The organism is Fluviicola taffensis DSM 16823 (assembly GCF_000194605.1).
Classification (GTDB): Bacteria; Bacteroidota; Bacteroidia; order Flavobacteriales_D; family Crocinitomicaceae; genus Fluviicola; species Fluviicola taffensis.
Genome location: NC_015321.1, coordinates 2280836 through 2306852, shown reverse-complemented (window position 1 = coordinate 2306852; position 26017 = coordinate 2280836). Strand labels below are relative to the sequence as shown.

Genomic DNA, 26017 nt, shown 5'->3' with positions numbered 1-26017 from the left:
ACACAAAGGTAGGACTTTAAATAAAGGGATTAGAATCTAGTCATCGAAAAATAAAGCATCTTGGCAAATTCCAATTTACTTTACGTTTCTATAAAGACGATAAATTTCTTCGGCAGCTTCAAAAGCAGATGTATCTCCACGTCCAACCTCTTCTTCTTTAGCTTCAATAAAAGCTTTTGTTTTTTCTTGATGCCACAATCCTTGAAGCAATAAATCTTTGAGGGTTTCATGCATCCAGTTTAAATCTTGGTGTTTCCGTTTGGAATCAAAGCTCCCATTCAACTTCGTATGACGTTCAAATCGTTCGATCATTTCCCAAACAACATCAATATCCCTATTTTCAATAGAACTGCAAGTTTTCACTTCTGGAATCCAACCATTGGAAGTAGGTGGAAATAAATGAATGGCATTTTTCAACTCGCGAGAAGCCAATTTCGCTTTGTTTATATTATCACCATCCGATTTTGTAACCGCTAATCCATCAGCCATTTCCATAATTCCGCGCTTGATTCCTTGCAATTCATCTCCAGCGCCTGCCAGAAGTAGCAATAGGAAAAAATCTACCATGGAATGAACCATAATTTCAGATTGACCAACGCCTACCGTTTCAATCAACAAAACATCAAAACCAGCAGCTTCACATAGAATGATTGTTTCTCTTGTTTTGCGAGCAACTCCTCCCAAGGTATTTCCAGCGGCGGAAGGACGAATAAATACATTCTTGTTTTGCGATAACGTTTCCATACGGGTTTTATCTCCCAAAATACTTCCTCCAGTTCGCTCACTCGTTGGATCAATTGCTAAAACAGCTACCTTCTTCCGGGTTGTCAAAATAGTTTGACCAAATTTCTCGATAAAAGAACTCTTCCCTACTCCTGGAACACCTGTGATTCCAATTCGTAAAGAATTTCCTGAAAACGGAAGACACCAACGAATCAGGTCTCGAGCAATTACTTGATCTTCCTCTCGAGTGCTCTCCAACAAAGTAATCGCACCACTCAATGCAGCCCTGTCTCCCATACGGATAGCATCAAACAATCCATTTACTGTTCGATTTTCCCGCATTTTTTTTCGGGAAGAAAACCATTCTTCAAGCCGTTTTTCGTTCATCTTTTACTTTACTCCAAAAGGAAATACTAAAATATCTTTAATCCTGTTGAAAATCCAAGTCTTCCCATCTTGAGCAATCAAGACGATGCGAATGTCCTGCTTTTGACGAAACTCCGATTCAGCAATCACTTGTCTACAAGAACCACAAGGAGAAACACATTCATCTGGCGCAATTAAATCTCCTTTTGCCAATACAACAATAGTTTTTACAATCGTATTTGGATAATTCGCTCCTGCGTAAAATAAGGCAACTCTTTCGGCACATAATCCGCTTGGATAAGCAATGTTTTCTTGATTATTTCCTTTGATAATCGTTCCATCAGCCAATAACACTGCTGCACCAACATGAAAAGAGCTATAAGGTGCATACGCATCTTCCGCAGCCTCAAATGCTTTTTCTACCAAAATATATTCAGTGTCAGGAAGTTCCTTCCAATGATTTAACCACTCGTAATCAATCTTTAATTGCTTTTTCATACTTCACGTTACACGAACAAATATAGTTAATCCTCAATTATGCCTGACGACTTAGTTTTCTCATTAAATAAAGCTTCAATTCAAAATCAAAAAGGAAAATATCCTAGGATTCAATTGAATAGTTTCCTGCGGATTTTTCTATGGTCGCGGATTTGTCTATCTTTGTGCCTTCGCTGAAGCTATAGCCCAAGCGTTGTGCCCTCAATTCTTCAAACAATATGCAACAGTTTAAAAAAGTCGCGTTTTATACCTTAGGATGTAAACTGAATTTTTCAGAGACATCTACTATTTCCCGACTTTTCGAAAACGCAGGCTTTGCCAAGGTTGATTTTGAAGAAACTCCTGACATTTTGGTAATTAATACTTGTTCAGTTACCGAAAATGCAGACAAAAAATGCAAGCAACTCGTTAGGCGTGCGCACAAAATAAATCCAGAAGTTTTTGTAGCGATTATTGGTTGTTATGCTCAACTAAAACCTACTGAAATTGCTCAAATACCTGGTGTATCATTAGTTCTTGGCGCCAATGAGAAGTTCAATATTGTAGAGCATTTGGAAGCTTTAGAACATGAAAATCATACCGAAAATTCATCTGCAATAAATGGAGAGAATGAGAAACAAGGAGCAGTCGTAAAATTTGAAAACATCAAACAAACAACCAGCTTCATTCCATCACATTCCATGGGAGATCGCACTCGCTCGTTCTTAAAAATTCAAGATGGTTGTGATTATTTCTGTACGTTTTGCACCATTCCTTTAGCAAGAGGAAAAAGTAGAAATGCAAGTATTTCAGATACGGTATTGGAAGCTCGAAAAATCGCTGAAACAAATATCAAGGAAGTAGTGCTTACGGGGGTCAACATTGGTGATTTTGGTCAAGGAGAGGGAGAAAATTTCTTCGAATTGGTAAAAGCTTTGGATGAAGTAAATGGAATTGATCGTTACCGAATTTCTTCCATCGAACCGAATTTATTGAGTGATGAGATTATCCAATTCACTTTGGAAAATTCCAAACGTTTCGTTCCACATTTCCATATTCCACTTCAATCTGGAAGTAACCGTCTATTGAAAGCTATGCGCAGAAAATACCTGCGTGAATTGTATGTGGAGCGTGTTCAACATATTAAAAAACTACGGCCTGATTGTGCAATTGGAGTAGATGTTATTGTAGGATTTCCAGGTGAAACTGATGAAGAATTTATCGAAACAATGGATTTCTTGAAAGACCTTGATGTTTCTTATTTACATGTTTTTACCTATTCCGAACGCGCAAACACAACCGCTGCGAAATTGGGGGATCCTGTTCCAAATCAGGTCCGCGCACAAAGAAGTAAGCAATTACACATTCTTTCAGACAAGAAAAAAAGAGCCTTTTACGAATCACAAATTGGTTCCAAAAGAACCGTATTGTTTGAGTCCGAAGAAGAAGAAGGAATCATGTATGGATTTACGGAAAACTATGTGAAGGTTAAAACCCCTTTCAATCCCGAATTAGTAAATCAAATACAAAACGTTCAGCTTACTGAGATTGACCGCGATGGTGTGCTAAAATGCAACTTCTTATAAAAAATTACGGGTTCTATCTCAACAAATTAACGTGACCAACAAGTTGGTGTCGTAAATCTGAAATAACTTCACCATATTCAATTTTCCACGTGTAAACACCATCTGGACAAGGTAGGCCAACATAATTTCCATCCCACATTTGAGACAAGGCATCACCCGAATAAATCAATTCTCCCCATCGATTAAAGATTTCCAATTTGAAATCTCTGATATTTATTCCCAAAGCAAAGAACCGCTCATTGGTTCCATTATTATTTGGAGTAAATGTATTGGGAACATAAATAATTGCATCGTAATAAATTCGAACAATATCTGAAGCTTTACAGCCATTTATATCAACTGCAACAACCGTATAAACCATTGGTTTATCTGGTTGGGTTACTGGATTTTGACACACATTACAGGACAAATACTCTGCTGGACTCCAAACGTAGCTTACCGCGGTGTTTGAAATCGCATTCAATTGAACAATTTCACCCATTACCGCGTAAACATCTGGATTCGTTTGTACAAAAGGTATCGGGAAGAGATTCACTCTAACGGATGCTGTATCTATACATCCATGTTGATCAACTCCTGTAGCCACATAAACAGTTCCTGTTTGCGTTGGTTTTACAATTACCAGTGATCCATTCGATTGAAGCGCTCCATAAATACTTGGATTCCAAGTATAGGAAACTCCTCCTGAAGCATGAAGAATGGCAGTTTCACCCGGACAAATCGTAGTGTCATTTCCAGCTAAAATACTTGGAATATGGATTTTTACATAAATACTATCCTGAGCAGTTCCACATGCATTCGTGAATAAACAGTAATAATATTGATCATTTGGAGTGCTAATTGTGACCTGAGGTCCATTTACTGGATTAATATTGGTTGAAGGCGACCAATTATAGCTTGTCGCGCCAGAAACATTAACAACTCCTGACCCTCCCAAACAATATAGCAGAGAATCTGGCATTACAGGATTTGGCAAAGTCGTATCTACATGAATGTGGACGTTTCCTGTCAACTGACATCCATCGACAGTTGTTCCTGTAACCGAATACGTAATCGAAGCAAGTGGCGTTGAAACTGGAGTGAAACTTGAAGGGTTATCCAAATAGGTTGCTGGACTCCAAACAATTTGAGTCACACCATTTACAAATAAATTCACCGAATTCCCAATACATATTGCCGTATCGTTCGAAATACTTAAAGCACCATTTAATATATTAACTTGTGCATAAACAGTATCTATTCCACAGCTATCAGATATCACACAATAAATCTGAACACTTTGCGGTGAAGAAACCAATGGATTTGAGATATTGGGATTGTTGAACAACGCAGCTGGTTCCCAATGATAAACAGAACCACCAAACGCTTCCATCTGAAAAGGAACATTTGCACATGTTTCAGCAAGTGGATTCACTATTCCTCCATTAAAGTCGCCAATATTTACAATAAATTGAACCGTGTCAGGCGTGAAACATTGGGTTGTATCGGTAACAATTAAAGTGACTGTATACTGACCAGGGCCAGCATAAACATGTGATGGATTCACCAAAGAAGAACCCGTTCCATCTCCAAAATCCCAGTCAAATTCATTTCCATTTGCACTATTATTATTGAATATTACAGGATCAGGTAAGCAAATTAATGGATCTGGGGCAGCAACGATAGCCTCTATTGTACTCAATTCAAATTTAAAAGCTGCAAGATTACAATTCGGGCTAGGATTAGTGGGTGACCAAACACCTGGTGTTGTTGAAAAACCATTATTTACACTTCCACATGCCGCGCAAACAGCATGATAAATATTTCCATTTTTGTCAAATCGACTGGTTCCGCCATCTACATGGTTACTGGAAGAACCTGTAGTCCCTCCAATAAAAGTGGCATAATTCAGAGCAACAGCATCCTCTTCCAAGACCGCTATCCAAAAATTACTTCCCGTTGTGGTAGATTGATAGGCATCTGAAGTAACTGGCAAACCGGTAGTTGTGCTATGGATTGCTCCAGGAGAGTTCCCTACATTCGTCTGTCCTCCCCAACCTGCCAAATAAATTTCTCCACAATTAGAAACCAAGAAAGCCGTTGGCGATATTTCTATATGTCCAGAACCTGATCCAATTGGAGTCGTCCATAATAAATTCACAAGATTCGGCGAATATTTCGCAATATATTGGCCCGAATTTCCAATTCCATATTTACCTGGTGAAATTGGAATTGATCCTTCAGACTGAGCATAGATATAAACATTATCATTCAAATCCAACTGCACAAAAAATGCCTGATCATATTCATTAGTTCCCGAATAAGTTCCCGATAAAACAGTTCCTGTGGTTCCTGATAAACGAATCAAGTATGCATCTGAAATCCCTCCATTATATGATAAATCATTCCCTGTCGAAAACGGCATATTCGAAGAGCTTGTTCCACCAGAAACATACACATCTCCTGTACTTGATAGTTGGATTCCATTTCCTGAATCAGCTCCTAATCCTCCAATATATGTAGACCAAATTAAAGACGTTAACCCATTATTCATTTTAACTACAACTGCATCCTGACTCCCAATTAGTGTGGATTGAAAGGGACTTGCTAAAGGAAAATCATCTGAAGAAGTTGAACTTGTAATATACACTTCTCCAGATTTCACTACAATTTCACCTCTAAAAGCATCACCGTAATTAAAAAAAAGACTCCCTCCATTAATTCCATCAGGCCCACCTCCACCTAAATAAGTTGACCCAATCAGAGCAGAGCCATTCGCATCAAAATGACAAACGTAAATATCTGCCCCCAAAAAACCCAATCCATTTGTAACAATCGTTGGTCCACCATTAAATGTTTCATCAATGCAACCAGCTATTGTTGGAAAATTTGGAGAACTTGTGACACCCATTGCATATAAATGACCTTGCTCATCCGTTACTAAACTATGAACAGATTCATTTCCAGATCCACCAAGAAATGTCGAATAAATCAGATTTGTTCCTGTTGCATTAAACTTACTAATCGCTACATCAAATCCGGGAATACTTCCTCCTCCTGCAGAATAAGAATTCCCTCCATTAAAACTTAAATCAAAAGAACCTGTAATGGTTGGATAAGTTCCTGAACCAGCAAAAACAATTCCTCCTCCGTATAAATTTCCTGCTTGATCAGGAGTGGCGGTCATTCCCCAATTATCCATTGTGGATCCTGTAAAAGTTGAAAACACAATATCAGGGTCGATTATCAAAGTATCTGTCTCAGAAAAACCTTTGGGAAATTGATAACTAACACGATTGTCTTTCAGTGAAAAAGAAACCGCAACTTTGACTTTTTTTCCATTTTGAAGACTCCAAGCAATAGGAGATTTCTCAATAATTTCTCCAAACTCTGTTTCAGTAACCAAATCTCCCTCTCGCAAAAACACTCTTTTACTTCCTGTAATTTCAGTTACTATATTCTGAACATTCGCACCTGGAGCAACAATATAGGAATACTTCAAATAATCCGATTTCCCCTCTACTTTTAAATCAATTCCATCGTAAATATTGCGGTATAGAACTTGATTAGTGCTATAGACTTTTGACTTCCACCTCGAAGGGTCATTTCCTTGGTAATAGTTTCGATAAGCTTCGCTAGGAGAACCTTTCGTTTGTACACCTTTCCAAGTAGTATTCAAAAGAGCCGATTTAATAACTTGGCAATGAATTTTTAGTTCAGAAGTATCCTCATCAATATGATTTTCATGGTGATGAGTCATTGCATCGTTGAAAAAATAAGTAAATCCAGTTTGATTGAGAAAAATGGTTCCGCGATTAATGTCTACACTGTAGTGAATTTTCGAATCCCATTGCCCTTCGTTGGGATGCAATAAGATGTTCCCAGTTTGTCCAAAAGCAACTGAATATAAACAAATTACAAGGAAAGCGACCCGGTAGAACATTAAACGAATTTACAAATACTATTCAAAATAAAAAAACACAAAGTATGTTATTTATTTATCTGTAATTATAAGACTGTGAATTCAACAAAAAGTTGTTTTTTGATTGAATATTTCTTACCTGAATCGATTTAGATTCTGTACCTTTGCACCAAGATTTTTGATGCCCATGAGCGATGCAATTAAACATGAATGCGGAATCGCACTCATCCGATTAAAAAAGCCTTTACAGTTTTATGTTGATAAATACGGAACGGCTTTTTATGGTTTAAACAAGCTTCATCTTTTAATGGAAAAGCAACATAACCGTGGACAAGACGGGGCTGGTGTGGCAAACATTAAGTTAAACATGGAACCTGGTGAACGATACATTTCTCGTTACAGAAGCATCGATCCAAAACCTATCCAAGACATCTTTAATCACATCAATAGTCGTTTCTACGAAATTGGTGAAGAAAATCCGGAATTACTGAAGGATGTCAACTATTTGAAGAAACATGCAGGATTCACTGGTGAATTATTCTTGGGGCATTTGAGATACGGAACTTTCGGTAGGAATTCAATTGAGAGTTGTCATCCGTTTTTGAGACAAAACAACTGGATTACTCGAAATTTAGTCGTCGCCGGAAACTTCAACTTGACAAATGTAGACGAGCTTTTTGAAGTGTTATTGGAAATCGGTCAACATCCAAAAGAAAAATCCGATACTGTTACTGTACTCGAAAAAATCGGTCACTTCTTAGATGTTGCCAATGATGAAATGGTGAGTAAATACCAAGCACTTGGTTATAATAGTCATCAGATTTATGACAAAATTGCTGAAAATATTGATATTCCACAGATTCTAAAACAATCTTCAGAAGTTTGGGATGGTGGCTATGCAATGGCAGGCTTATTTGGGCATGGGGACGCATTTGTATTGCGTGATCCCAATGGTATCAGACCCGCATTTTATTTCGAAGATGAAGAAGTTGCGGTAGTTGCTTCAGAGCGACCTGTGATTCAAACAGCTTTCAATTTAAAGTATGACGACATTAAGGAATTAACTCCTGGGCATGCTTTAATCATCAAGAAAAATGGAACAGTATCAGAAGTAGAAATCAATGCTCCAAAAACGCCAACGAAATGTTCGTTTGAGCGCATTTATTTCTCTAGAGGAAACGACTATGATATTTATGAAGAACGCAAAAATCTAGGTCGTTTTGTGGTTCCGAATGTGTTAAAAACGATTGATTACGATTTAGATAATTCTGTTTTTTCGTTCATTCCAAATACAGCTGAGGGTAGCTTCTATGGAATGATTAAAGGATTAGAGGATTATCTAAATGAGCAAAAATATGAGCAAATTATAGCTCTTGAAGGGAAACCAAACCCAGAAAAGTTAAAAGAGATTTTAAATCGCAGAGCACGAATCGAAAAAATTGCCATCAAAGATGCAAAAGCTCGCACATTCATTACACAAGATGATGCACGAGATGATATGGTTGCTCAGGTTTACGATATCACTTACGGTTCAGTAGTTCGTGGAAAAGATAATTTGGTAGTCATCGACGACAGTATCGTTCGCGGAACTACTTTGAAACAATCCATCTTGCGAATTTTAGATCGTTTGGAACCAAAACGCATTTTAGTTGTTTCGTCGGCTCCTCAAATTCGATATCCAGACTGCTACGGAATTGACATGGCTAAAATGGGGGATTTCATTGCTTTTGATGCTGCAATTACACTTCTAAAAGAAAGTGGGCGCCAGCACGTGATTGACGAGTGTTACCGAAAATCAAAAGAGCAAGAAAAATTGCCGAAAGAACAAATCGTCAATTACGTCAAGGAAATCTACGCTCCTTTCAAAGCAGAAGAAATTTCTGCTCAAATTGCAAAAATGTTGACTCCTGAAAATATACAAGCAGAAGTAAATATTGTCTATCAAACAGTAGAAGATTTACACAGAGCTTGTCCTGGAAATACTGGAGATTGGTATTTTACAGGAAATTACCCAACTCCAGGAGGAAATAAAGTCGTAAACAAGGCTTTTATTAATTATATTGAAGGTAAAAACGAACGAGCTTACTAAAAACCATGCTTAAAAAACCCACAACTGTTTTCGTATACTTGTTGGGTGCTTATGTACTGATACAATTCCTTTGGTGGGGTTATCATTTGATTGATTTAACCCAAGCATCACAACATACAGATAAAATGATCACTAAACGTATAGTGATGATTATTGGAGAAGGGTCTGTATTCTTGATTCTTTTGCTCTTCGGACTTTGGAAAATAAAACGTTCCATCAAAAAGGAAATTCAAATAGCCCGACAACAGAATAATTTCATGTTATCTGTTACGCATGAATTAAAAACACCGCTTGCTGCAACAAAACTTTACCTACAAACGGTTCAGAAACACAAACTAAGCGAAGAGAAGCAAAATGAATTGATTCAAAAAGCATTGGATGAATCCAGTCGGCTGGAAAATTTAGTGGAACAAATCCTCACTGCTTCCCGATTAGAGCAACAAGCTTTACCGCGTTTAATGACCGCTATTTCTTTGAAAGACTTTTTGAATGATTTAATTTCAATTCAGGAAAAAAGATTCAATATTTCAATTAAAATCAATGATTTTGAAGATATTCAACTAGAAACCGACATGCTTATTTTCAGTAACATTCTCAATAATTTAGTCGAAAATGGTTATAAATATGGAAATACAAAGCACGGTCTATCCATTCATGTTTCCAAAGAAAATAATCAGTATGTTTCCATCCAAATCAGAGATTTTGGAAAAGGAATTCCATTCGAACAGCAAGATCTACTATTTAAAAAATTCAATCGCTTAGAAAACGAGGAAACACGTACTACCAAAGGAACAGGTCTTGGTTTATTCATCGCTAGAGAATGTGCCAGAACCCTTGGCGGAAGTTTGAGATTAATCAAAGTTGAAGGCCCTGGAGCATGTTTCGAAATACAAATGCCTTATGACGAATAATCAAAAAGTTGGTTTAATTATCCTAGATGGTTGGGGAATTGGTGATCGATCTGCAGCGGACGCCATATTCAATGCGAACACACCAGTCATGGATTCTCTACTGGAAAAATATCCACATAGCACATTAATTGCTAGTGGCGAATCTGTTGGATTACCTGACGGTCAAATGGGAAATTCAGAAGTTGGTCACTTAAATATTGGAGCTGGAAGAGTTGTTTACCAAGAACTTACACGAATCAATAAATCCATTAGAGAAGGTCATTTTTTTACAAATTCTGTTTTAGTTGATTGCTTTCAGAAAGCCAAACAAGCAAATAAAACGGTTCATTTCATCGGACTGGTATCCAATGGCGGAGTTCATAGTTCACAAGAGCACCTTCATGCGCTATTAGATATGGCAAAGAGTTATGAGCTTTCCAAGGTTTGGGTACACGCTTTTACAGATGGTAGAGATTGTGATCCAAAAAGCGGATTAGGTTTCATTGAGAATCTAGAGCAACACATGGAGCAATCTACAGGAAAATTAGCAACCATTGTAGGCCGTTATTATGCCATGGATAGAGATAATCGTTGGGAACGCATTCAAATTGCTTACGATGCGATGGTAAAAGGAATTGGATCGCATTTCTCAAATGCTCTCAAATCTATTGAAAGAAGTTATGAAGAAGATATTACCGATGAATTTATTCAACCACTTGTTATCAATACGGGAGAAGGAAGAATTAAGGATGGAGATACCGTCATTTGCTTCAACTTTAGAACAGATCGTCCTCGAGAAATTAGTCAAGTATTAACACAGCAAGCCTTTCCTGAATTTGGAATGCACCCTTTAAACATTAACTATTATACCATGACAAGGTATGATGCTAAGTTTAAAAATGTTCATGCTATTTTTGAAAAAGACAACTTACACAATACACTAGGTGAAATTTTAAGCAAAATGGATCGAACTCAGGTTCGTATTGCTGAAACCGAAAAGTATCCACATGTTACCTTTTTCTTCAATGGAGGAAGAGAGCAGGAATTTAAAGGAGAATCGCGGATTTTGGTGAAATCTCCCAAAGTTGCAACTTATGATCTTCAGCCAGAAATGAGTGCTCTTGAAGTAAAAGAACGAATCCTTGATGATTTAAGAATGGATAGACCCGATTTCTTCTGCTTAAATTTTGCCAACCCAGATATGGTTGGTCATACTGGAGTTTATGAGGCCATTCTAAAAGCTGTTCAAACCGTAGATACCTGTTTGGGAGAAATCGTAGAACTTGCATCCTCTTTGGATTATGAGCTGGTTATAATAGCCGATCATGGAAATGCGGATGTTGCCTTCAATCAAGATGGTTCTCCAAACACAGCACATTCCTTGAATCTCGTTCCTATTGTTTTGGTAACTAAAAATCCAGATATAAAGCTGAAAGCTGGAATTTTAGCAGATGTTGCACCAACGATTCTAGATCGCATGCGAATTGCCGCTCCATTAGAAATGGATGGTAAATCATTGGTTTCTAATTTTTAAAAAATCGAATCAGATTTGACTGGTGAAGCCCACCGTTATTAGAATTCTCAAAAAGACTCATTAAGAACTATATTCCACAAAAAAGCGCAAATCATCCCTGATCTGCGCCTTTTTAATTACCTATTACTCTCAATTACTTCACAAGTTGCAAGAACCCTTGCCCCGTGATTTCCTTGTTTTGCAAACCTTTTACAGTATACTGAACAAAATAAACTCCTTCTGAAGAAATCGTTCCATTGATTTTTCCATCCCAGAATGGATCTAACCCTGTACCTTCATATACCTTATTTCCCCAACGATTATTAATTCTGATAGTAACCTCAACAGCATTTGTTGTTGTCAATCTAAACACATCGTTATTCATATCTCCATTAGGTGTAAAGATATTTGGTACAATTACAGTTGGTTCTGGGAAAACACATGAGCCATCGTTCAATACTGCTGTCGGATCATAATTAACCGCCAATGGATCAGTACAACCACAATCAACAATCTGAATAGTTGCATAAGCTGTATCTCTACAAGGCCCATTAATTGCAATCAACATAATAGTTGAAGTCGATGTGTATACCTGAGTTTGCATGCTCAAATCAGCCACATTTGCAGTATTTCCATTGCCAAAAGACCACTCGTAATTTGTTGAATTTTGACTATTATTCGCGAATAAAATGGTTGCAGGATTACATCCTTCTGTCTCGTTTGGAGTAAAACTAGCAATCGGAGCTGGTTCACTATCTAATAGAATTGAATCCGTTACAGAACAAACATTATCTGTAATTGTGAATACATACCATCCTGGAGAAAGGTTTTGCATCACGGTAGCATCAATCTGACTTGGTCCTCCAGTATTTGGTCCTTCCCAATGGTATTGTGGTTGGCCTGTAATTCCTTCACCCATTCCACTAACTGCGCCGTCTGGAGTACAAGCTGATGCAGTAAACATCATCATTGTATCGATTGCCAAAGTTTGATTCATTGTCACCGTAATAGTATCTGTTCCAGTATTTCCACACTGGTCAGTAGCTGTTACATAATAATCAATGGTTCCATTTTGCAATATTGGCACATAAGCAGTTCCTCCCGTCTGTCCTTGATAAGACCATAAGTAAGTATATGGCGCAAATCCTCCACTGGCCACTGCTGTGACTTGAACGGAATCATTTGCACAAAACACATTCGGATTCGATTCATTGATTGGTAAAATTGGTCCATCAATAATATAAAGTGTACCAACTGTTACAATCGTATCGCCGCACTCTGTTATAGTATATGCTGTAATAATAACTGTTTCAGGAGCTTCAACAATTCCATCTCCAATTGGATTAAGGGTTAATATTACTGAATCTTCACCTGGAAGAAAAGTAACTGGATTTATCAAATTGTTATAATCAGCACCCATAGTTGCGGTTCCAGTAATATCGTAATTTACAATCAAGGTGTCGTTTATTTGACTCAAAGGTCTGGAGAAAATAAATTGCGCATTGGTACAGTTTTCTATAACAGTTGTATCACCTGTTAAAGTTGCAACAGAAACATTTACCGCATCTGAAGAAAAAGATCCTCCTTCAAGGAATACTCCTGTATCCAAAATCCCATCATTACAATCCGCAATAGCAAATTTAAAATGATAAGTTTCACCACATACCACAGGAAAAACAATTTCAATTGGAACCGTCAATCCATTTAAGGAATGCCCCACAGGCGTTCCAATGTAGTATTGACTATTAAAACCAGGATGAATCGTAGAAATTGTTATTGGTAAATTAGTACCTGGTACTAAGGCCAAATTCGTATTGCTATAATTTGGTCCAAGCGGATTGGGTCCAGTCAAGTAAAATCCAAAAGCATCATTATATTGCGTATTAATCCAAGCAGTATATTCTTCCGAGCCAAATACGAACCTAAATTTTACGGTATCACCCAATGGAACAAAATCAAATTGAAGAACTGCAGCATCTTGAGTGGAAGTTATAAAGCCAGCATTTGGATTTGTTGTAACAGATTGCGCAGTAGCCAAAATCATTGGATCGCCTGGCCCTGGATAATCAGTGGAAGGATTTCCACCAGAAACCAATGAGTTAACATTCCCTGATGACAAGACAATTCCAGTAGGTAAGGCAATATTCGAACCCGCGGCATTAAAACTCCCAATCTGGTTGGGATCTCCACTAAACGTAACGTTAAAAGCAGACACTCCATTTCCAATTAGAACATTTTGAACTAATGATGCTGCGGGTTGCCCTGTTTGAACCGCAATTTGAGCTTGAGCATTCGTGCCTATAGACAATAAAAAAAGCGAGAGTATTTTAGTAATTTTCTTCATAATCATAATCAGTTCTGTCCTCTAGACTTAAATAAAGTGTTAAAGGTTGCATTTATATGTCAATATTATTAAATTTTGTTTAAATGTTAAATTTTAATCGTAATTATTCGATAAAAAACGCGCCGATTTAACCAAATTTGCTTCAGAAATATAAATTTTATGCAAAATACCCAAAAATACATACAAGATTCTAAGGACAAGTTTCTGAATGAACTGATCGACTTATTGAAAATTCCAACTGTTTCAGCTGATAGTGCGTATGCTCAGGAAGTGATTCGCGGTGCTGAAAAGGTATCCGAATTCCTGAAAGAAGCTGGTGCTGAAAAGGTAGAGATCTGTAAAACAGCTGGACATCCAATTGTTTATGGGGAAAAAATCATTGACCCAGCACTTCCAACTGTTTTGGTTTACGGTCATTACGATGTGCAGCCTGCCGATCCAATCGATTTGTGGACTTCTCCTCCATTCGAACCGGTTGTTAAGAAAACAGAGATTCACCCGGAAGGTGCCATTTTTGCGCGCGGAGCATGTGATGATAAAGGGCAATTTTTCATGCATGTAAAGGCTTTTGAAGCGATGATGGAAGCGAATGAACTTCCTTGTAACGTGAAATTTATGATCGAAGGTGAAGAAGAAGTTGGATCGGTGAATCTGGGTGTTTTCATCAAGGAGAATAAAGAACGTCTGAAAGCTGATATCATTTTAGTATCTGATACTGGAATGTTAGCGAATGATGTTCCATCTATTACAACTGGTTTAAGAGGGTTGAGCTATGTTGAAGTAGAGGTGACAGGACCAAATCGCGATTTACATTCGGGACTTTACGGTGGTTGTGTTGCGAATCCAATCAACATCTTAACAAAAATGATTGCTTCCTTACACGATGAAGATAACCACATAACTATTCCTGGTTTCTATGCAGATGTGGTTGAACTAAGTTTGGAAGAACGTGCTGAAATGGCAAAAGCTCCATACAGTGAGGAGAATTATAAAAAAGCATTGAATATCACTGCTGTTTATGGTGAAAAAGGATATTCTACTCCAGAAAGAGGTTCTATTCGTCCAACATTGGATGTAAATGGAATTTGGGGAGGATACACTGGAGAAGGTGCTAAAACAGTCATCGCTTCTAAAGCGTATGCTAAAATATCGATGCGATTGGTTCCAAATCAAGAACCCGAAAAAATTACCGAATTATTCTCTAAACATTTTGAATCAATCGCTCCTGCAGGTGTGACCGTTGTTGTAAATCCACATCATGGTGGAGAACCTGTGGTAACTCCAATCGATTCCATCGCATACAAAAGTGCCGCGAAAGCTTATGAGGAAACTTTTGGAAAAACACCCATTCCAGTTCGAAGTGGTGGAAGTATTCCAATTATCGCATTGTTTGAACAAGAATTAGGTTTAAAAACGGTAATGATGGGCTTTGGATTGGATTCTGATGCTATTCACTCACCCAATGAGCACTACGGTTTATTTAATTTTTACAAAGGAATTGAAACCATTCCGTATTTCTTCCATTATTTTACTGAAGCAATGAAGTAATTATGAGAAAAATCCTTTTTTTATGCATCCTCTTAATCGCAGTTTCAAGCTGTGAATTTATAGAACCTGAAGTTTCTGGATATTCCAATTTTCAATTTGGAAAGCTGGAGGGAAGAACCCTCCATGTGAGTTTTGATGCCACCGTAGATAATGAAAACGGTTATAGTTTTAAAATCAAAAAGGGGAAATTAAATGTTTCTGTAAACGATTTGGAGTTAGGAGTAATTGACTTAGATAAAAAAATCAAAGTAAAACGCAAATCCAAAAATGTATACACCATTCCTTTGCAGTTAAGTTTAAGTGATGGTGTGTTATTTCGAATTCCAAAGCTTATCAATGCTACTAAATTTGAATTGAAACTGGATGGAAAAGTACGCGGAAGTGTTCTAGGTGTCGGAAAGAATTTCGATGTGCATGAAACTCACAGCCTATCTAGTGGTGATATTAAATTTGATGGTTTGTTACAAGGAATTATGAAAGGCGCTAGTAGAGATTAAATGTCTGATTTATAACAAAAAGAGGCTGTTTTGAAATTCAAGACAGCCTCTTTTTATTCGTGTTAATTATCAGAGCTCAATTGTTTGGTCAAGTTCAATCGAAAGAACCTCATCAAGTGACGCAATTGCTCTAATTTCCTTTCCAGTCAATTCTCCACTGAAAATAGTATCCATCAATCGATGCAATTCAATCTGCCCGAAATTGGGTTTTGATGAGCAGGTGACTATCACAGCATGTTTCTGTTCTGGATTTCGGGTAAGTAGATTTTCTAATTGCGCTTTCATTTTTGACATGGGAATCTTCTCTTTTACTATGGAAAGTTACAATTTATATTATCGCTGTCGCCTTCTCACAATTAATCAACCCATAACCATAGGTTTCATTTGGTGTATTTACCCCCAAAGCACTGGCGGTAGCCAAAATATCTGCTTTGATCTGAAGAGGCGTCAATTTTTTGTCTTTTTGTGCCATCAAAGCCGCCAAACCTGCAACGTGCGGACACGCCATACTCGTTCCTGACATTGTTACATATCTATTATTCAAATAGGTTGAATAAATATTAACTCCTGGAGCAACGACTCCTACTCCATTCCACAAAATCCCTGGTTTGCCTCCTCTAGAAGAACTCATAGCAATAGTTGAAGCCGAATCGACCGAGCCAACAGCAACCGGACTTGCAATGGCAAGCCCCTGATAACAGGAATTTGCCGGAGAATTCACAAATGGGAAATCGGTTTGGTTTGAATTCCCAGATGCACATACCACCGTAATTCCTGCTTCTTGGCATACTTTCACTGCTACCGCATAAGCTTCACTCGGATTGTTTTTTCCTCCCAAACTCATGCTCATCACATTCATTTCGGAAGAAACGCACCATTCCATCCCTGCAATAATCCATGAAGTCAAACCTCTTGATATTCCATCTGAATCTTTTTTAAGCACTTTCACAGCATATAATGACGCATCCGGAGCAACACCTTTTACATTTTCAGGTTTGACACCAAGGCCAGCGGCAATCCCTGCACAATGGGTTCCATGACCATCATCATCATTGTAACTTAAAATATTCGGAACCGTTGATACTCCTCCTTTAATCGACAAATCGGGATGGGTCGCAATTCCAGTATCGAGGATTGCCAGTTTAACACCTTTTCCTGTGAATCCTTTTTTCCAGGCTCCTGGAGCTTTGATCATTCGCATATTCCAGGAATCCTCACCCGCTAAAAGAACTTTCGATTTCGCGGAGGACAGTTCTCCCAACGTGGTCATCCAGCTGTCTTCTTCGATGAAATCGATTTCCGGATGTTCTTTCAATTCATTTGCTTCTGATTCATTCAGAACCGCTGAAGTAATATCCAGATTCGGAAAATGGTAATTTCCTTCTGCCATCAATCCACTTTTGAGATTAAATTCGATTAATTGTTTGCTTTCACCCAATAGAGAAGCTGCTTTTTTGGTGCTTACATTATTCTTTTTGTAAACAATCAGATATCTTTTTTTCATCATTTTTTAGTTTAATGTGTTTTATTTAAGCCCATTTTATAGTGTACAATTCCGCGACATTCACTGGCCTAGTTTCCTTGTCTCCGGTTTCTTTTGTTTCCGATTTCATATTGGATTTAATCCCTTCCGCGGGTGATCCCTGAGGTGCAGAAACAATTGGTACTGGAGCAAATTTTAATTCATGCAAATGCATTTTAAAACAATCGGGCTCAATTGTTCCGACATAATCTCCCACGATATTATTTTGCCCCATCATTTTGCGGTCAGCCGAATTTTGGTCGAGTTTCATTCCATTATCCCAGGCACGACTGAAATAACCAGAAACATTCGGAAGCAAATTTTTTCCAAACCGGCCATTCAAAACAGAATTCAAGCGGGTGTGATTTTTACTGAGATCTACGGTAGTATTATTACAAATTGAAAATTCTTCAACAGGAGCAACCTGCATAGAAATATAACTTTTGCGTTCCCCGATTATCCCATTGACCATTGGAGGAAGACTTTCAAGAGCAAGTTCACCTACATTTCCAAATACTTTTGAAAGTGTAATAGTGGCAGATGCCGTGGAACTTGAAAGTTCTAAAATCAATTGAGAAGGAGTATTACTTACATCCATTTTCAACTGCATGATTATGTCTCCTCCATCTGTACTCTTCAATTCTTCCGTCACGCTTTTAATACCATCGGAAAGACTAACCTTCATAACACATCCTATTGAAAGTGTCATCTGAATTTCGATTGAAATTGTCTTCCCTGCAATCTGCTCGACCCATCTCGGAAACTCATGAAGTGCCTGACTGATTGTCATCACTTTACTATCTGAATTGACGGTGATTCTACACTTATTTTGAGATGGCTGAATAGTTCCATTCGTACCGGGATTTGAATAGACCCAGCCGTCTGGATGGCCAGATGAAAGCGAATTCGGTTGTGTATTATAATTACTGAAATACCTGAAATTGTAATTATAAACCAGGTTTTTCTGTTGCAGAACATAAAAGTATTCTTCTATATCCGTTTTGCGAAAAAGATCTTTTTTCATGGATGCAGTTTTAATTGATTAAATAAGTTTCCATTCCTGATTTTCGTAAAGACAGGTGAGTGATTGTTCGGAAGTCAAATCCAAACTGATAGAATTGGACGGTTTCTTTGAAATCATCATACCAACCTGAATACTTTGCTGGAACCAAACACACAGAATGTCTTTAGGTGTAAGCAAAATCTCTCCTTTCAGCTGATTCAATTTTGAAACGTATACCGGAGAACTGAGCATTTGCCCACTTATTCCTGTTGAAAGTTGTTTCAAACCGCCGTGAATAAATCCGTATTGGTTTTCCATTGTAAGAGCGCCTACATTCCCTCCAGATTTTTGTTTTTCCAAAAAACCTGCCTCGTTGAGAACACAAGTATTTCCCAAGCTACAATTTTCAACGTTTGTTATTGTTTTAATAACCTGTTGCGGAATAAATGCATTGGTCCCGAAAAGTTGAAATTGTGGAGTCCAGGAGAAAACATTGGTCGACAAATAATCCGAATAACATTGCCAAACTACATCAAACTCCTCGTTCACATTTTTTGCAAAACAGAGTTTATATCCTCCCTGCTTCAATGCTTTGAAATCAAGTTCAGCAATTTGAATAGTAACTTCTTTTGTTGCATTTTCCAATGCAAAATTAAAATGGATGTACAAATTGAGATCACTCGACATAGCTATTGGTTTTTTAACGAATGAAGATTCGGGACAGACAATCAGATGAATGTCCCGAATGCTGTTAAAACAGTAATTTTATCCCACGATAATCCACTCACCTTCGCTGTAGTTAACAGAAATCTGATTGGTTCCTGTTAAATCCAATTCAACTGCGTTGGATCTGGATGTACTGAACATCGTTGATGTTTCAATATTTTGTTCGAACCATACCAAAACCGATTCTTTCGGAGTTAGATCATTTGTGCCTTTGATGATTTGTTTTTCACTTACGTAAATCGGAAGTGCTTCTTCTTTTCCATCAATTCCCGTAACCATTTGGTTCACTCCCGCATGAACGGGCCCATATTGATTCGTTAAATGGAGTGCTGTTTTTGAACCGCCGTCAACTGCAGAGCTCAATTTTCCATTTGCATCCAGCGTACATGTTTGTCCTAAACCACATTTTTGATTGTATGTACTTGCTTTCACCGTTACACCTCCTTTAAACGAGTTTGTTCCGAACAATTGATAAAGTGGTGTCCATGTAAATGAATTCAACATCAAAAAATCTTTGGAAGACTTCCATACCACATTGAAATTATCCCCTACTTTTTTTGCGAAGCATAATGCATACTTTCCGTTCTTTAATAAATCAAAATCAGCCTCTGCGATTTCGACATTTACTCCTTTGTTTGCTGCCCCCAACAATTCAACTAACTGTGCATTTAATGCTGTGATTTCATTCGTTTTCATAATGTATTAATTATAGGTCTCATAAATGAGTGATTAAAAATCCTGCGTAAACAGGGTGCCAATTTTTGGCTTTTTGCATCATCTTGCTAAAAACAAATCTGTTGACCACATAACTTATTGATGGAATAACCTTCCTGGATCTGGTTCTTTTCAGTGAATTTTATAGCCGTTAGCTGCACTTCAAAGTTGAAAAGAATAGAAAGCTTGGAACAGGTAGAAATTACCTGTTTTAATCAAAGAGGTATTTTTACGGAGACTAAACTGGTGGCAGAGATGATTGATCTATTATATTATTCTGAATAGCGTAAATAATCAATCCAGCAATATTCTTTGCACCTGTTTTTGCAAACATATTGTTCTTATGGCCTTCAACTGTGCGCTGGTTGATAAACAATTTGTCAGCAATTTCCTTCGCTGTTTTCTGTTCACAAATCAATTGGATAATTTCCAGTTCTCGTTCGGATAACAATTCTTTTTCATCCAGATTCGGAGGAACCAATTTAGACGAGATTTGGTTACGCATCGTTGCCAACTGTTCTTCATCGAAATAATATCCCTGACCCACTACTTTCTCAACGATTTCGAGCAATCTAACAGGAGACACCCCTTTCGGGAAAAATGCCGACGCGCCAATTTTAAACATGAAACCAATATGGGAACTTTTATAATGGGAAGAAAGGATGATTACTTTGACGGAAGGATAGTCTGATCTCATTTTTTCGGTAATATCTATTCCCGTTAATTCAGCCATTTTCAAATCAACCAACAAAACATCTGGCAATTTATCCAACTCTTTTAATCTTTCGAAGGCTTCTAATCCTTTATCACATGAAAAAAGGACTTCAAACAATTCCTGGGCATCAAAGAAGGAATGCATTAACTTTAATAAAAGCAGATCATCATCGACCATAGCGACTCGTATCTTATTCATTTTCTTATTTATTAAGTTGAATAGCGAAAAGATAGGACGTTCCATTTCCTTCACTCGTTTTCAATTTATATTTCCCCTTTAAATAATGCATACGAGTCTCTATATTTTTCAGTCCCAAACCAGAAACAATCTGATCAGAACGAAATCCTGAACCATTATCCGAAATTTTCAAAAACAAATACTCCCTGAAAGTTTTCATCTGTACGAAAACTATTGTTGCCTGAGCATGCTTCTTACTATTGGCAAGACACTCCTGAACAATTCTCATAAGTTGGGTTTTGACTTCGAAATCTATTGATTTGGATTCCTCAACAGTAGAATAAACCCCGCAATTCAGCAGTTTAGAGAAAGGTTCAAGTATTCCGTAAATTAATTCGTTCAAAGACGACAATTCGATTAATGGCGGAACTAAATCATGGGAAATACGCCGTGCCGTCGAAATACATTCGGAAAGAAGCGCATTCTTTTCCGCAATCGAAATGGGAATTTCCAATTGTAACTGAAATGCGATTAGTTTTCCAATAAGTTCATCGTGAATATCCGCAGCAATTCTCGTCCGTTCTTTTTCCTGCACCAGAATACTCGTTTCAAGTAAAGTGGTCTGATGTTCCAGTTTCAATTCTGTTTCTTCCAGTTTCGTATCGATCATTCTTTTAAAAGAAATCCTGACCAATAAAACAATAAATACGACTAGAACCAGAACAACTGACATGAACGATATAATCCAATATCCTATTGTTCCTGAATTTTGCCATGTTCCCATATTGATTTAGCGAGATATAAGTAAAAAATAATCAGCATGATCAAATGAACGATCCAGAAATAAAATTTCAGATTCGTATCATCATGAATGAAAAAATTAATCGGAATATAGAACATCAGTTTCACGGAGAAATAAACCAAAATCACTGAATTTAAGGCGAAAACAGTCCACTTCAATTCATTGTAAGCTTGTATACGGTCAAAAAAGAATAGAAATGCTAAAAAAATAATACTCAACGCTTCTATTATACTAGAATAAGAATGTGTCATTACATTCTGATCCAGAAACAATGGAATTACATCCGAACCGAAGGCAGCCAAGAAAACTACTGCAACAACCAGCAGCAATAGCTTCCTGGTCTTCTCAAAGAATAGGTAATAAATTTTCAAGAAAAGAAGCAATTCCAACAGATTGAAAATTGGTAATAGAATCAGATTACTCTGATCCATAAAACTCAACAACCGACTTGCGAAATCTGTTAAAAGTGCGATAATCAGATATATTGTAATCAGCCTGTAAATTTTATTCAGTGACAAATACCGGTAAATTCCACCTACTATTCCAATACCTAAACCTATCGGAGACAAAATTGTCAGTTTATCCGCAAACTCATAGATGTTCATTGGGGACGGGGCAATTCAGAAGATAAAAATTTTCATGAGCTCTAGCAGTACCTTTTTTGAATGGTGGAACTGGACGAGCCAAATCAGAAAATGCCTCTCCGTTTAAAACAACTCGATTTTCCAGATCACTGAATACCAGATCTGCCGTGAAATTTAAAACTTCTTTTTCTCCCTTGTTAAGATTTTCCTTCAGTGCAAAAAAACCTTTTAACTCTTTATTTACAGGAATGTCTGAATCTGGAATGGTGAATGCGCGATACATTCCATCTTTACTAACCGTTTGCAAAGGAATCCATGCTTGATGGAAGTTTTTCCAATTTCCAATCAATCTTCTTGCTTCTTCATCGGAGATCTCATTATCAGCTCCATTGTAATTGTCGGAAATGTCACACTCAATGATATGAGATCGAATTACTCCCTCATCAAATTGGTATTCCGTATCATAAATCGAATGGATCATGTAATATTTTAATGTTCCTTCCTTACTTATTCCAACATATGCGTGATAGCAAGTTTCAACTTCTTCCATCAAACGGATCTTCTTTTCTTTACGAATAAGATCACTCATTTCATGAGGAATACAAAAATAAAATCCAACGCCCTGATTCAGTGTTCGGGCAATTTTATTCGAATCTTTTTGAATACACAAATCTTCCCAGAACCGGAGATTGTGAATAATGGTTTCTAGGTTTTCCATCAGTGTTTGAATTTAAACCAAGCAAATTTGCTTCAGTGAATGAATATCAAAGATATTATAATCTATGAAAACATTGTAAAAAAACTCAAACAAGAATGAATGTCTAAAACAATTTTTGGAATTTAATTCTCAACAAAAAACCCTTCCGAAAAATCTCAGAAGGGTTCTCAATCAAATCACTGATTTTATTTTGAAAGTAAGTTTCTCCAACTCACTTTCTCGTCAATCTTTGCTCTCAATTCTGAAATAGCAACGCGTTCTTGCAACATCGTGTCGCGATCACGGATAGTTACCGTATTGTCTTCCAATGTTTGGTGATCCACCATGACACAATAAGGAGTTCCAATTGCATCTTGTCTGCGGTAACGTTTTCCTGGAGAATCTTTCTCATCGTACTGACAATTGAAATCAAAACGCAAATCGTTCAGAATCTCCGTTGCCTTTTCAGGAAGACCATCTTTCTTCGTCAATGGCATGATTGCAACCTTATAAGGAGCCAATTGAGCCGGCAAACTTAAAACGGCACGTTCAGAACCATCTTCCAATTTTTCATTCTTGAAAGAAGCACTCATAACAGCTAGGAACATCCGATCCAAACCAACCGATGTCTCAACAACATACGGAACATAATTCTGATTCAATTCCGGATCAAAATACTGTAATTTCTTTCCTGAGAATTGTTCGTGTTGTTTCAAGTCGAAATCGGTTCTGGAGTGAATTCCTTCCAATTCTTTGAAACCCATTGGGAAATCAAATTCAATATCGCTTGCCGCATTCGCGTAATGCGCTAATTTAATGTGGTCGTGTTCGCGGTAGTATTTATCTCCTAATCCTAAAGCCTTATGCCAAGCCAAACGAGCAGCTTTCCAATGGTTGTACCACTTCATTTCATCTCCTGGACGAACGAAGAATTGCATTTCCATTTGTTCAAATTCGCGCATGCGGAAAATAAACTGACGAGCTACGATTTCATTTCTGAAAGCTTTACCAATTTGAGCTATTCCGAAAGGAATTTTCATACGCCCGCTCTTCTGAACATTCAAAAAGTTTACGAAAATACCTTGAGCTGTTTCAGGACGCAAATAAATGGTAGAAGCATCTCCAGCTACAGAACCCAATTCCGTAGAAAACATCAAGTTGAACTGACGAACTTCCGTCCAATTTCTGGAACCACTGATTGGACAAACAATCTCTAAATCTTCGATAAGAGTTTTCACTCCTTCCAAATCATTGTTTTCCAAAGTAGTACGCATGCGATCTTCAATTTCTTTGATTTTCTCTGCGTTGCGCAATACATTCGGGTTGGTAGCACGAAACTGAGCTTCGTCAAAAGCCTCTGCAAATTTCTTCGAAGCTTTCTCTACTTCTTTATTGATCTTTTGGCGAATTTTCTCCATGTGCTCTTCAATCAACACATCCGCGCGGTATCTTTTTTTGGAATCTTTATTATCAATCAATGGATCATTGAACGCATCTACGTGACCTGAAGCTTTCCAAGTTGTTGGGTGCATGAAGATAGCGGCATCAATTCCGACAATGTTTTCATTCATCTGAACCATGGATTTCCACCAATATTGCTTGATGTTATTCTTTAGTTCTGAACCAAGCTGACCGTAATCATACGTTGCAGCTAACCCATCATAGATATCTGATGAAGGAAAAACAAAACCATACTCTTTGGCATGAGAAATGATGTCTTTTAATAAATCTTCTTTCTGTTCCATGGGGCAAATTTAGTGGAAATAAGGCAAATGAGCTATCGAGTCTTAGAGAATGTTCAAGTATTTTTGTTACGAAACCAATTTTAACTCATTACACTAAAAAAAGCGTTATGAAAAAACCTCTAATCCTCGCATTAACAGCTGGTTTAATTACTTGCTGCTCTAGTCCTTCCCCTTTAAAAGATTCCAATAAAGAACCTATAGTTGAAACACAATCAGCAATTAAACCGATTGATGGACTTGAAATTCCCATTCGCACATTTCAAGTTTCTGCTGAAAAAAGTAGTGAAATTATTCTACCAAACGGAGGTTCCATCTCCTTTCCAAAAAACGCATTTGTAGGTAAAAATGGAAATGCAATTACAGGAACTGTTGACATCAGCTGGCAGGAATATCACAGTATTTCAGATATTTTATTCTCAGGAATACCCATGTCATATGACTCTGCAGGGGTTTCAAGTGCGTTCGTTTCAGGAGGAATGTTCACAATCAATGCGCATCAAAACGGAGAAGAAGTTGAATTAGCAAGCGGAAAAGATGCCCGTGTTAGTTTAGCCTCAAACAATGAACAAGAATCCTTTAACTTTTATTCGTTGAATGAAAAAACAGGTGAATGGAGCTACAAAACATCCGCAAAAGCTACTCAAAACCCCAATTTCAAGGAGGAAACTCCTACCTCGCAAAAAACAAACTACGTAACTCTGGATGTTACTCCAAGTTTCTCTAAAGATTCCTTTCCGGAGTTAAATTCCGATGAAATCATAGGCTGGGAAACATTAAAAATGAGACTTTCTACAAAAGATCTTACGATGTTTCGAACAAATTATCTAAAAGCTCAAATCGTTGGAAAAGAGAATAACGAATATGTGTTACTTGTGAAAGACAAGAACTACTCTAAAACGTTTCATGTGAGTCCCATTCAGTTTGGACAAAAAACAGAACGCAGCGAAGCCGTTAAAAATAAACTGGAAGCAAAATTGAAAAATGAGGAGGAATATCAGAATCTGGCAGCTCAGGGAAAATTAATCCGTACCATGAATATTCCAAATTTCGGAACTTACAATTGGGATTGTATGTATAGCAAACCCACTCAGGATTTGTATGTCAACTTGAAAATTAAAGATCGAACAGATGAAGAATACACCGCGTTTTTCTATGTAATTCCGGAAGACAAAGTAATTATTCCCATTGACGAAAAAAGCCTCGTTAAAATCGCAAAAGACAAACAAAGTGCAATTATTGCCATTACGAAAGATAAAGAAGTCTATTCGGTAAAAAACAACGAACTGAAAGCAGCAGCAGCTGAAAAGAAACGCGAATTCACTTTTCAATTATCCGGAAGAAAAAGCATTCTCCGAACTCCGGAAGATATGACGAAAGTATTATCAAGCTGCATCTAAT

General features: G+C 37.4%; 21 protein-coding genes. 7 read left to right on the top strand and 14 right to left on the bottom strand.

The genetic code is table 11. The features are described 5' to 3' along the window. Positions 1 to 75: 75 nt before the first annotated feature. Complete coding sequence (meaB, locus tag FLUTA_RS10080) at positions 76 to 1065, bottom strand: methylmalonyl Co-A mutase-associated GTPase MeaB (RefSeq protein ID WP_043024235.1); 990 nt, start codon at positions 1063 to 1065, stop codon at positions 76 to 78. A 48-nt stretch (positions 1066 to 1113) separates the two neighbouring features. Next, entirely contained in the window at positions 1114 to 1587 is a 474-nt protein-coding gene (locus FLUTA_RS10075; RefSeq protein WP_013686770.1) for a cytidine deaminase, read from the bottom strand. A 218-nt stretch (positions 1588 to 1805) separates the two neighbouring features. Here FLUTA_RS10075 and mtaB point away from each other — a divergent pair, with 218 nt between their 5' ends. After that, positions 1806 to 3152, top strand: coding sequence for a tRNA (N(6)-L-threonylcarbamoyladenosine(37)-C(2))-methylthiotransferase MtaB (gene mtaB / locus FLUTA_RS10070; protein WP_013686769.1), 1347 nt, complete (start codon positions 1806 to 1808; stop codon positions 3150 to 3152). A 13-nt stretch (positions 3153 to 3165) separates the two neighbouring features. Here the strand turns inward: mtaB and FLUTA_RS10065 are convergent, their stop codons facing one another. Next, on the bottom strand, positions 3166 to 7074 hold the full coding sequence (locus FLUTA_RS10065; RefSeq protein ID WP_013686768.1) for a DUF7948 domain-containing protein: 3909 nt from the start codon (positions 7072 to 7074) through the stop codon (positions 3166 to 3168). Positions 7075 to 7240: 166 nt separating this feature from the next. Between FLUTA_RS10065 and FLUTA_RS10060 the strand changes: the two genes are divergently transcribed. Genes FLUTA_RS10060 through gpmI form a run of 3 tightly spaced genes read left to right on the top strand, consistent with a single transcriptional unit; the run spans position 7241 to position 11566 of the window. Then, a complete protein-coding gene (locus FLUTA_RS10060; protein WP_013686767.1) occupies positions 7241 to 9142 on the top strand; it encodes an amidophosphoribosyltransferase in 1902 nt (633 codons plus the stop codon). Between the two features lie 5 nt (positions 9143 to 9147). Then, complete coding sequence (locus tag FLUTA_RS10055; protein ID WP_013686766.1) at positions 9148 to 10053, top strand: sensor histidine kinase; 906 nt, start codon at positions 9148 to 9150, stop codon at positions 10051 to 10053. Continuing rightward, complete coding sequence (gpmI, locus tag FLUTA_RS10050; RefSeq protein ID WP_013686765.1) at positions 10043 to 11566, top strand: 2,3-bisphosphoglycerate-independent phosphoglycerate mutase; 1524 nt, start codon at positions 10043 to 10045, stop codon at positions 11564 to 11566. The genes FLUTA_RS10055 and gpmI overlap by 11 nt, the downstream gene beginning before the upstream one ends. A 133-nt stretch (positions 11567 to 11699) precedes the next feature. Here gpmI and FLUTA_RS20765 read toward each other — a convergent pair whose 3' ends face one another. Then, positions 11700 to 13889, bottom strand: a complete 2190-nt coding sequence (locus tag FLUTA_RS20765; RefSeq protein ID WP_169312079.1) for a choice-of-anchor L domain-containing protein — start codon at positions 13887 to 13889, stop codon at positions 11700 to 11702. A gap of 159 nt (positions 13890 to 14048) precedes the next feature. Here FLUTA_RS20765 and FLUTA_RS10040 point away from each other — a divergent pair, with 159 nt between their 5' ends. Next, entirely contained in the window at positions 14049 to 15437 is a 1389-nt protein-coding gene (locus FLUTA_RS10040; RefSeq protein ID WP_013686763.1) for a dipeptidase, read from the top strand. Between the two features lie 2 nt (positions 15438 to 15439). After that, the gene (locus tag FLUTA_RS10035; protein ID WP_013686762.1) at positions 15440 to 15934 is read left to right on the top strand and encodes an LEA type 2 family protein; all 495 of its coding nucleotides are present in this window, start codon (positions 15440 to 15442) and stop codon (positions 15932 to 15934) included. A gap of 69 nt (positions 15935 to 16003) precedes the next feature. Here FLUTA_RS10035 and FLUTA_RS10030 read toward each other — a convergent pair whose 3' ends face one another. The 10 genes from FLUTA_RS10030 to FLUTA_RS09985 all read right to left on the bottom strand — a co-directional run bounded on the left by FLUTA_RS10030 (position 16004) and on the right by FLUTA_RS09985 (position 24619). Continuing rightward, positions 16004 to 16219 carry a hypothetical protein gene (locus FLUTA_RS10030; protein ID WP_148235424.1) on the bottom strand — a complete coding sequence of 72 codons (216 nt, stop codon included), beginning with the start codon at positions 16217 to 16219 and terminating at the stop codon, positions 16004 to 16006. 43 nt (positions 16220 to 16262) lie between these two features. Further along, positions 16263 to 17441: a S8 family peptidase gene (locus tag FLUTA_RS10025; RefSeq protein ID WP_013686760.1), complete on the bottom strand. Its 1179-nt coding sequence runs from the start codon at positions 17439 to 17441 to the stop codon at positions 16263 to 16265. A 22-nt stretch (positions 17442 to 17463) separates the two neighbouring features. Further along, on the bottom strand, positions 17464 to 18480 hold the full coding sequence (locus FLUTA_RS10020; protein ID WP_013686759.1) for a hypothetical protein: 1017 nt from the start codon (positions 18478 to 18480) through the stop codon (positions 17464 to 17466). Between the two features lie 18 nt (positions 18481 to 18498). After that, positions 18499 to 19146, bottom strand: coding sequence for a hypothetical protein (locus FLUTA_RS10015; RefSeq protein ID WP_013686758.1), 648 nt, complete (start codon positions 19144 to 19146; stop codon positions 18499 to 18501). Positions 19147 to 19224: 78 nt separating this feature from the next. Then, positions 19225 to 19881: a hypothetical protein gene (locus FLUTA_RS10010; RefSeq protein ID WP_013686757.1), complete on the bottom strand. Its 657-nt coding sequence runs from the start codon at positions 19879 to 19881 to the stop codon at positions 19225 to 19227. 256 nt (positions 19882 to 20137) lie between these two features. Further along, on the bottom strand, positions 20138 to 20812 hold the full coding sequence (locus FLUTA_RS10005; RefSeq protein ID WP_013686756.1) for a response regulator transcription factor: 675 nt from the start codon (positions 20810 to 20812) through the stop codon (positions 20138 to 20140). A 4-nt stretch (positions 20813 to 20816) separates the two neighbouring features. Next, positions 20817 to 21575, bottom strand: coding sequence for a sensor histidine kinase (locus tag FLUTA_RS10000; protein ID WP_013686755.1), 759 nt, complete (start codon positions 21573 to 21575; stop codon positions 20817 to 20819). Next, on the bottom strand, positions 21545 to 22198 hold the full coding sequence (locus FLUTA_RS09995; protein ID WP_013686754.1) for a hypothetical protein: 654 nt from the start codon (positions 22196 to 22198) through the stop codon (positions 21545 to 21547). The genes FLUTA_RS10000 and FLUTA_RS09995 overlap by 31 nt, the downstream gene beginning before the upstream one ends. After that, positions 22185 to 22895, bottom strand: a complete 711-nt coding sequence (locus FLUTA_RS09990; RefSeq protein WP_013686753.1) for a hypothetical protein — start codon at positions 22893 to 22895, stop codon at positions 22185 to 22187. The genes FLUTA_RS09995 and FLUTA_RS09990 overlap by 14 nt, the downstream gene beginning before the upstream one ends. Positions 22896 to 23080: 185 nt before the next feature. Beyond that, a complete protein-coding gene (locus FLUTA_RS09985; RefSeq protein ID WP_013686752.1) occupies positions 23081 to 24619 on the bottom strand; it encodes a glycine--tRNA ligase in 1539 nt (512 codons plus the stop codon). A gap of 107 nt (positions 24620 to 24726) precedes the next feature. On the opposite strand from FLUTA_RS09985, the gene FLUTA_RS09980 reads away from it, so the two are divergent. After that, a complete protein-coding gene (locus FLUTA_RS09980; protein ID WP_013686751.1) occupies positions 24727 to 26016 on the top strand; it encodes a hypothetical protein in 1290 nt (429 codons plus the stop codon). The last annotated feature ends 1 nt before the right edge of the window (position 26017 follow it).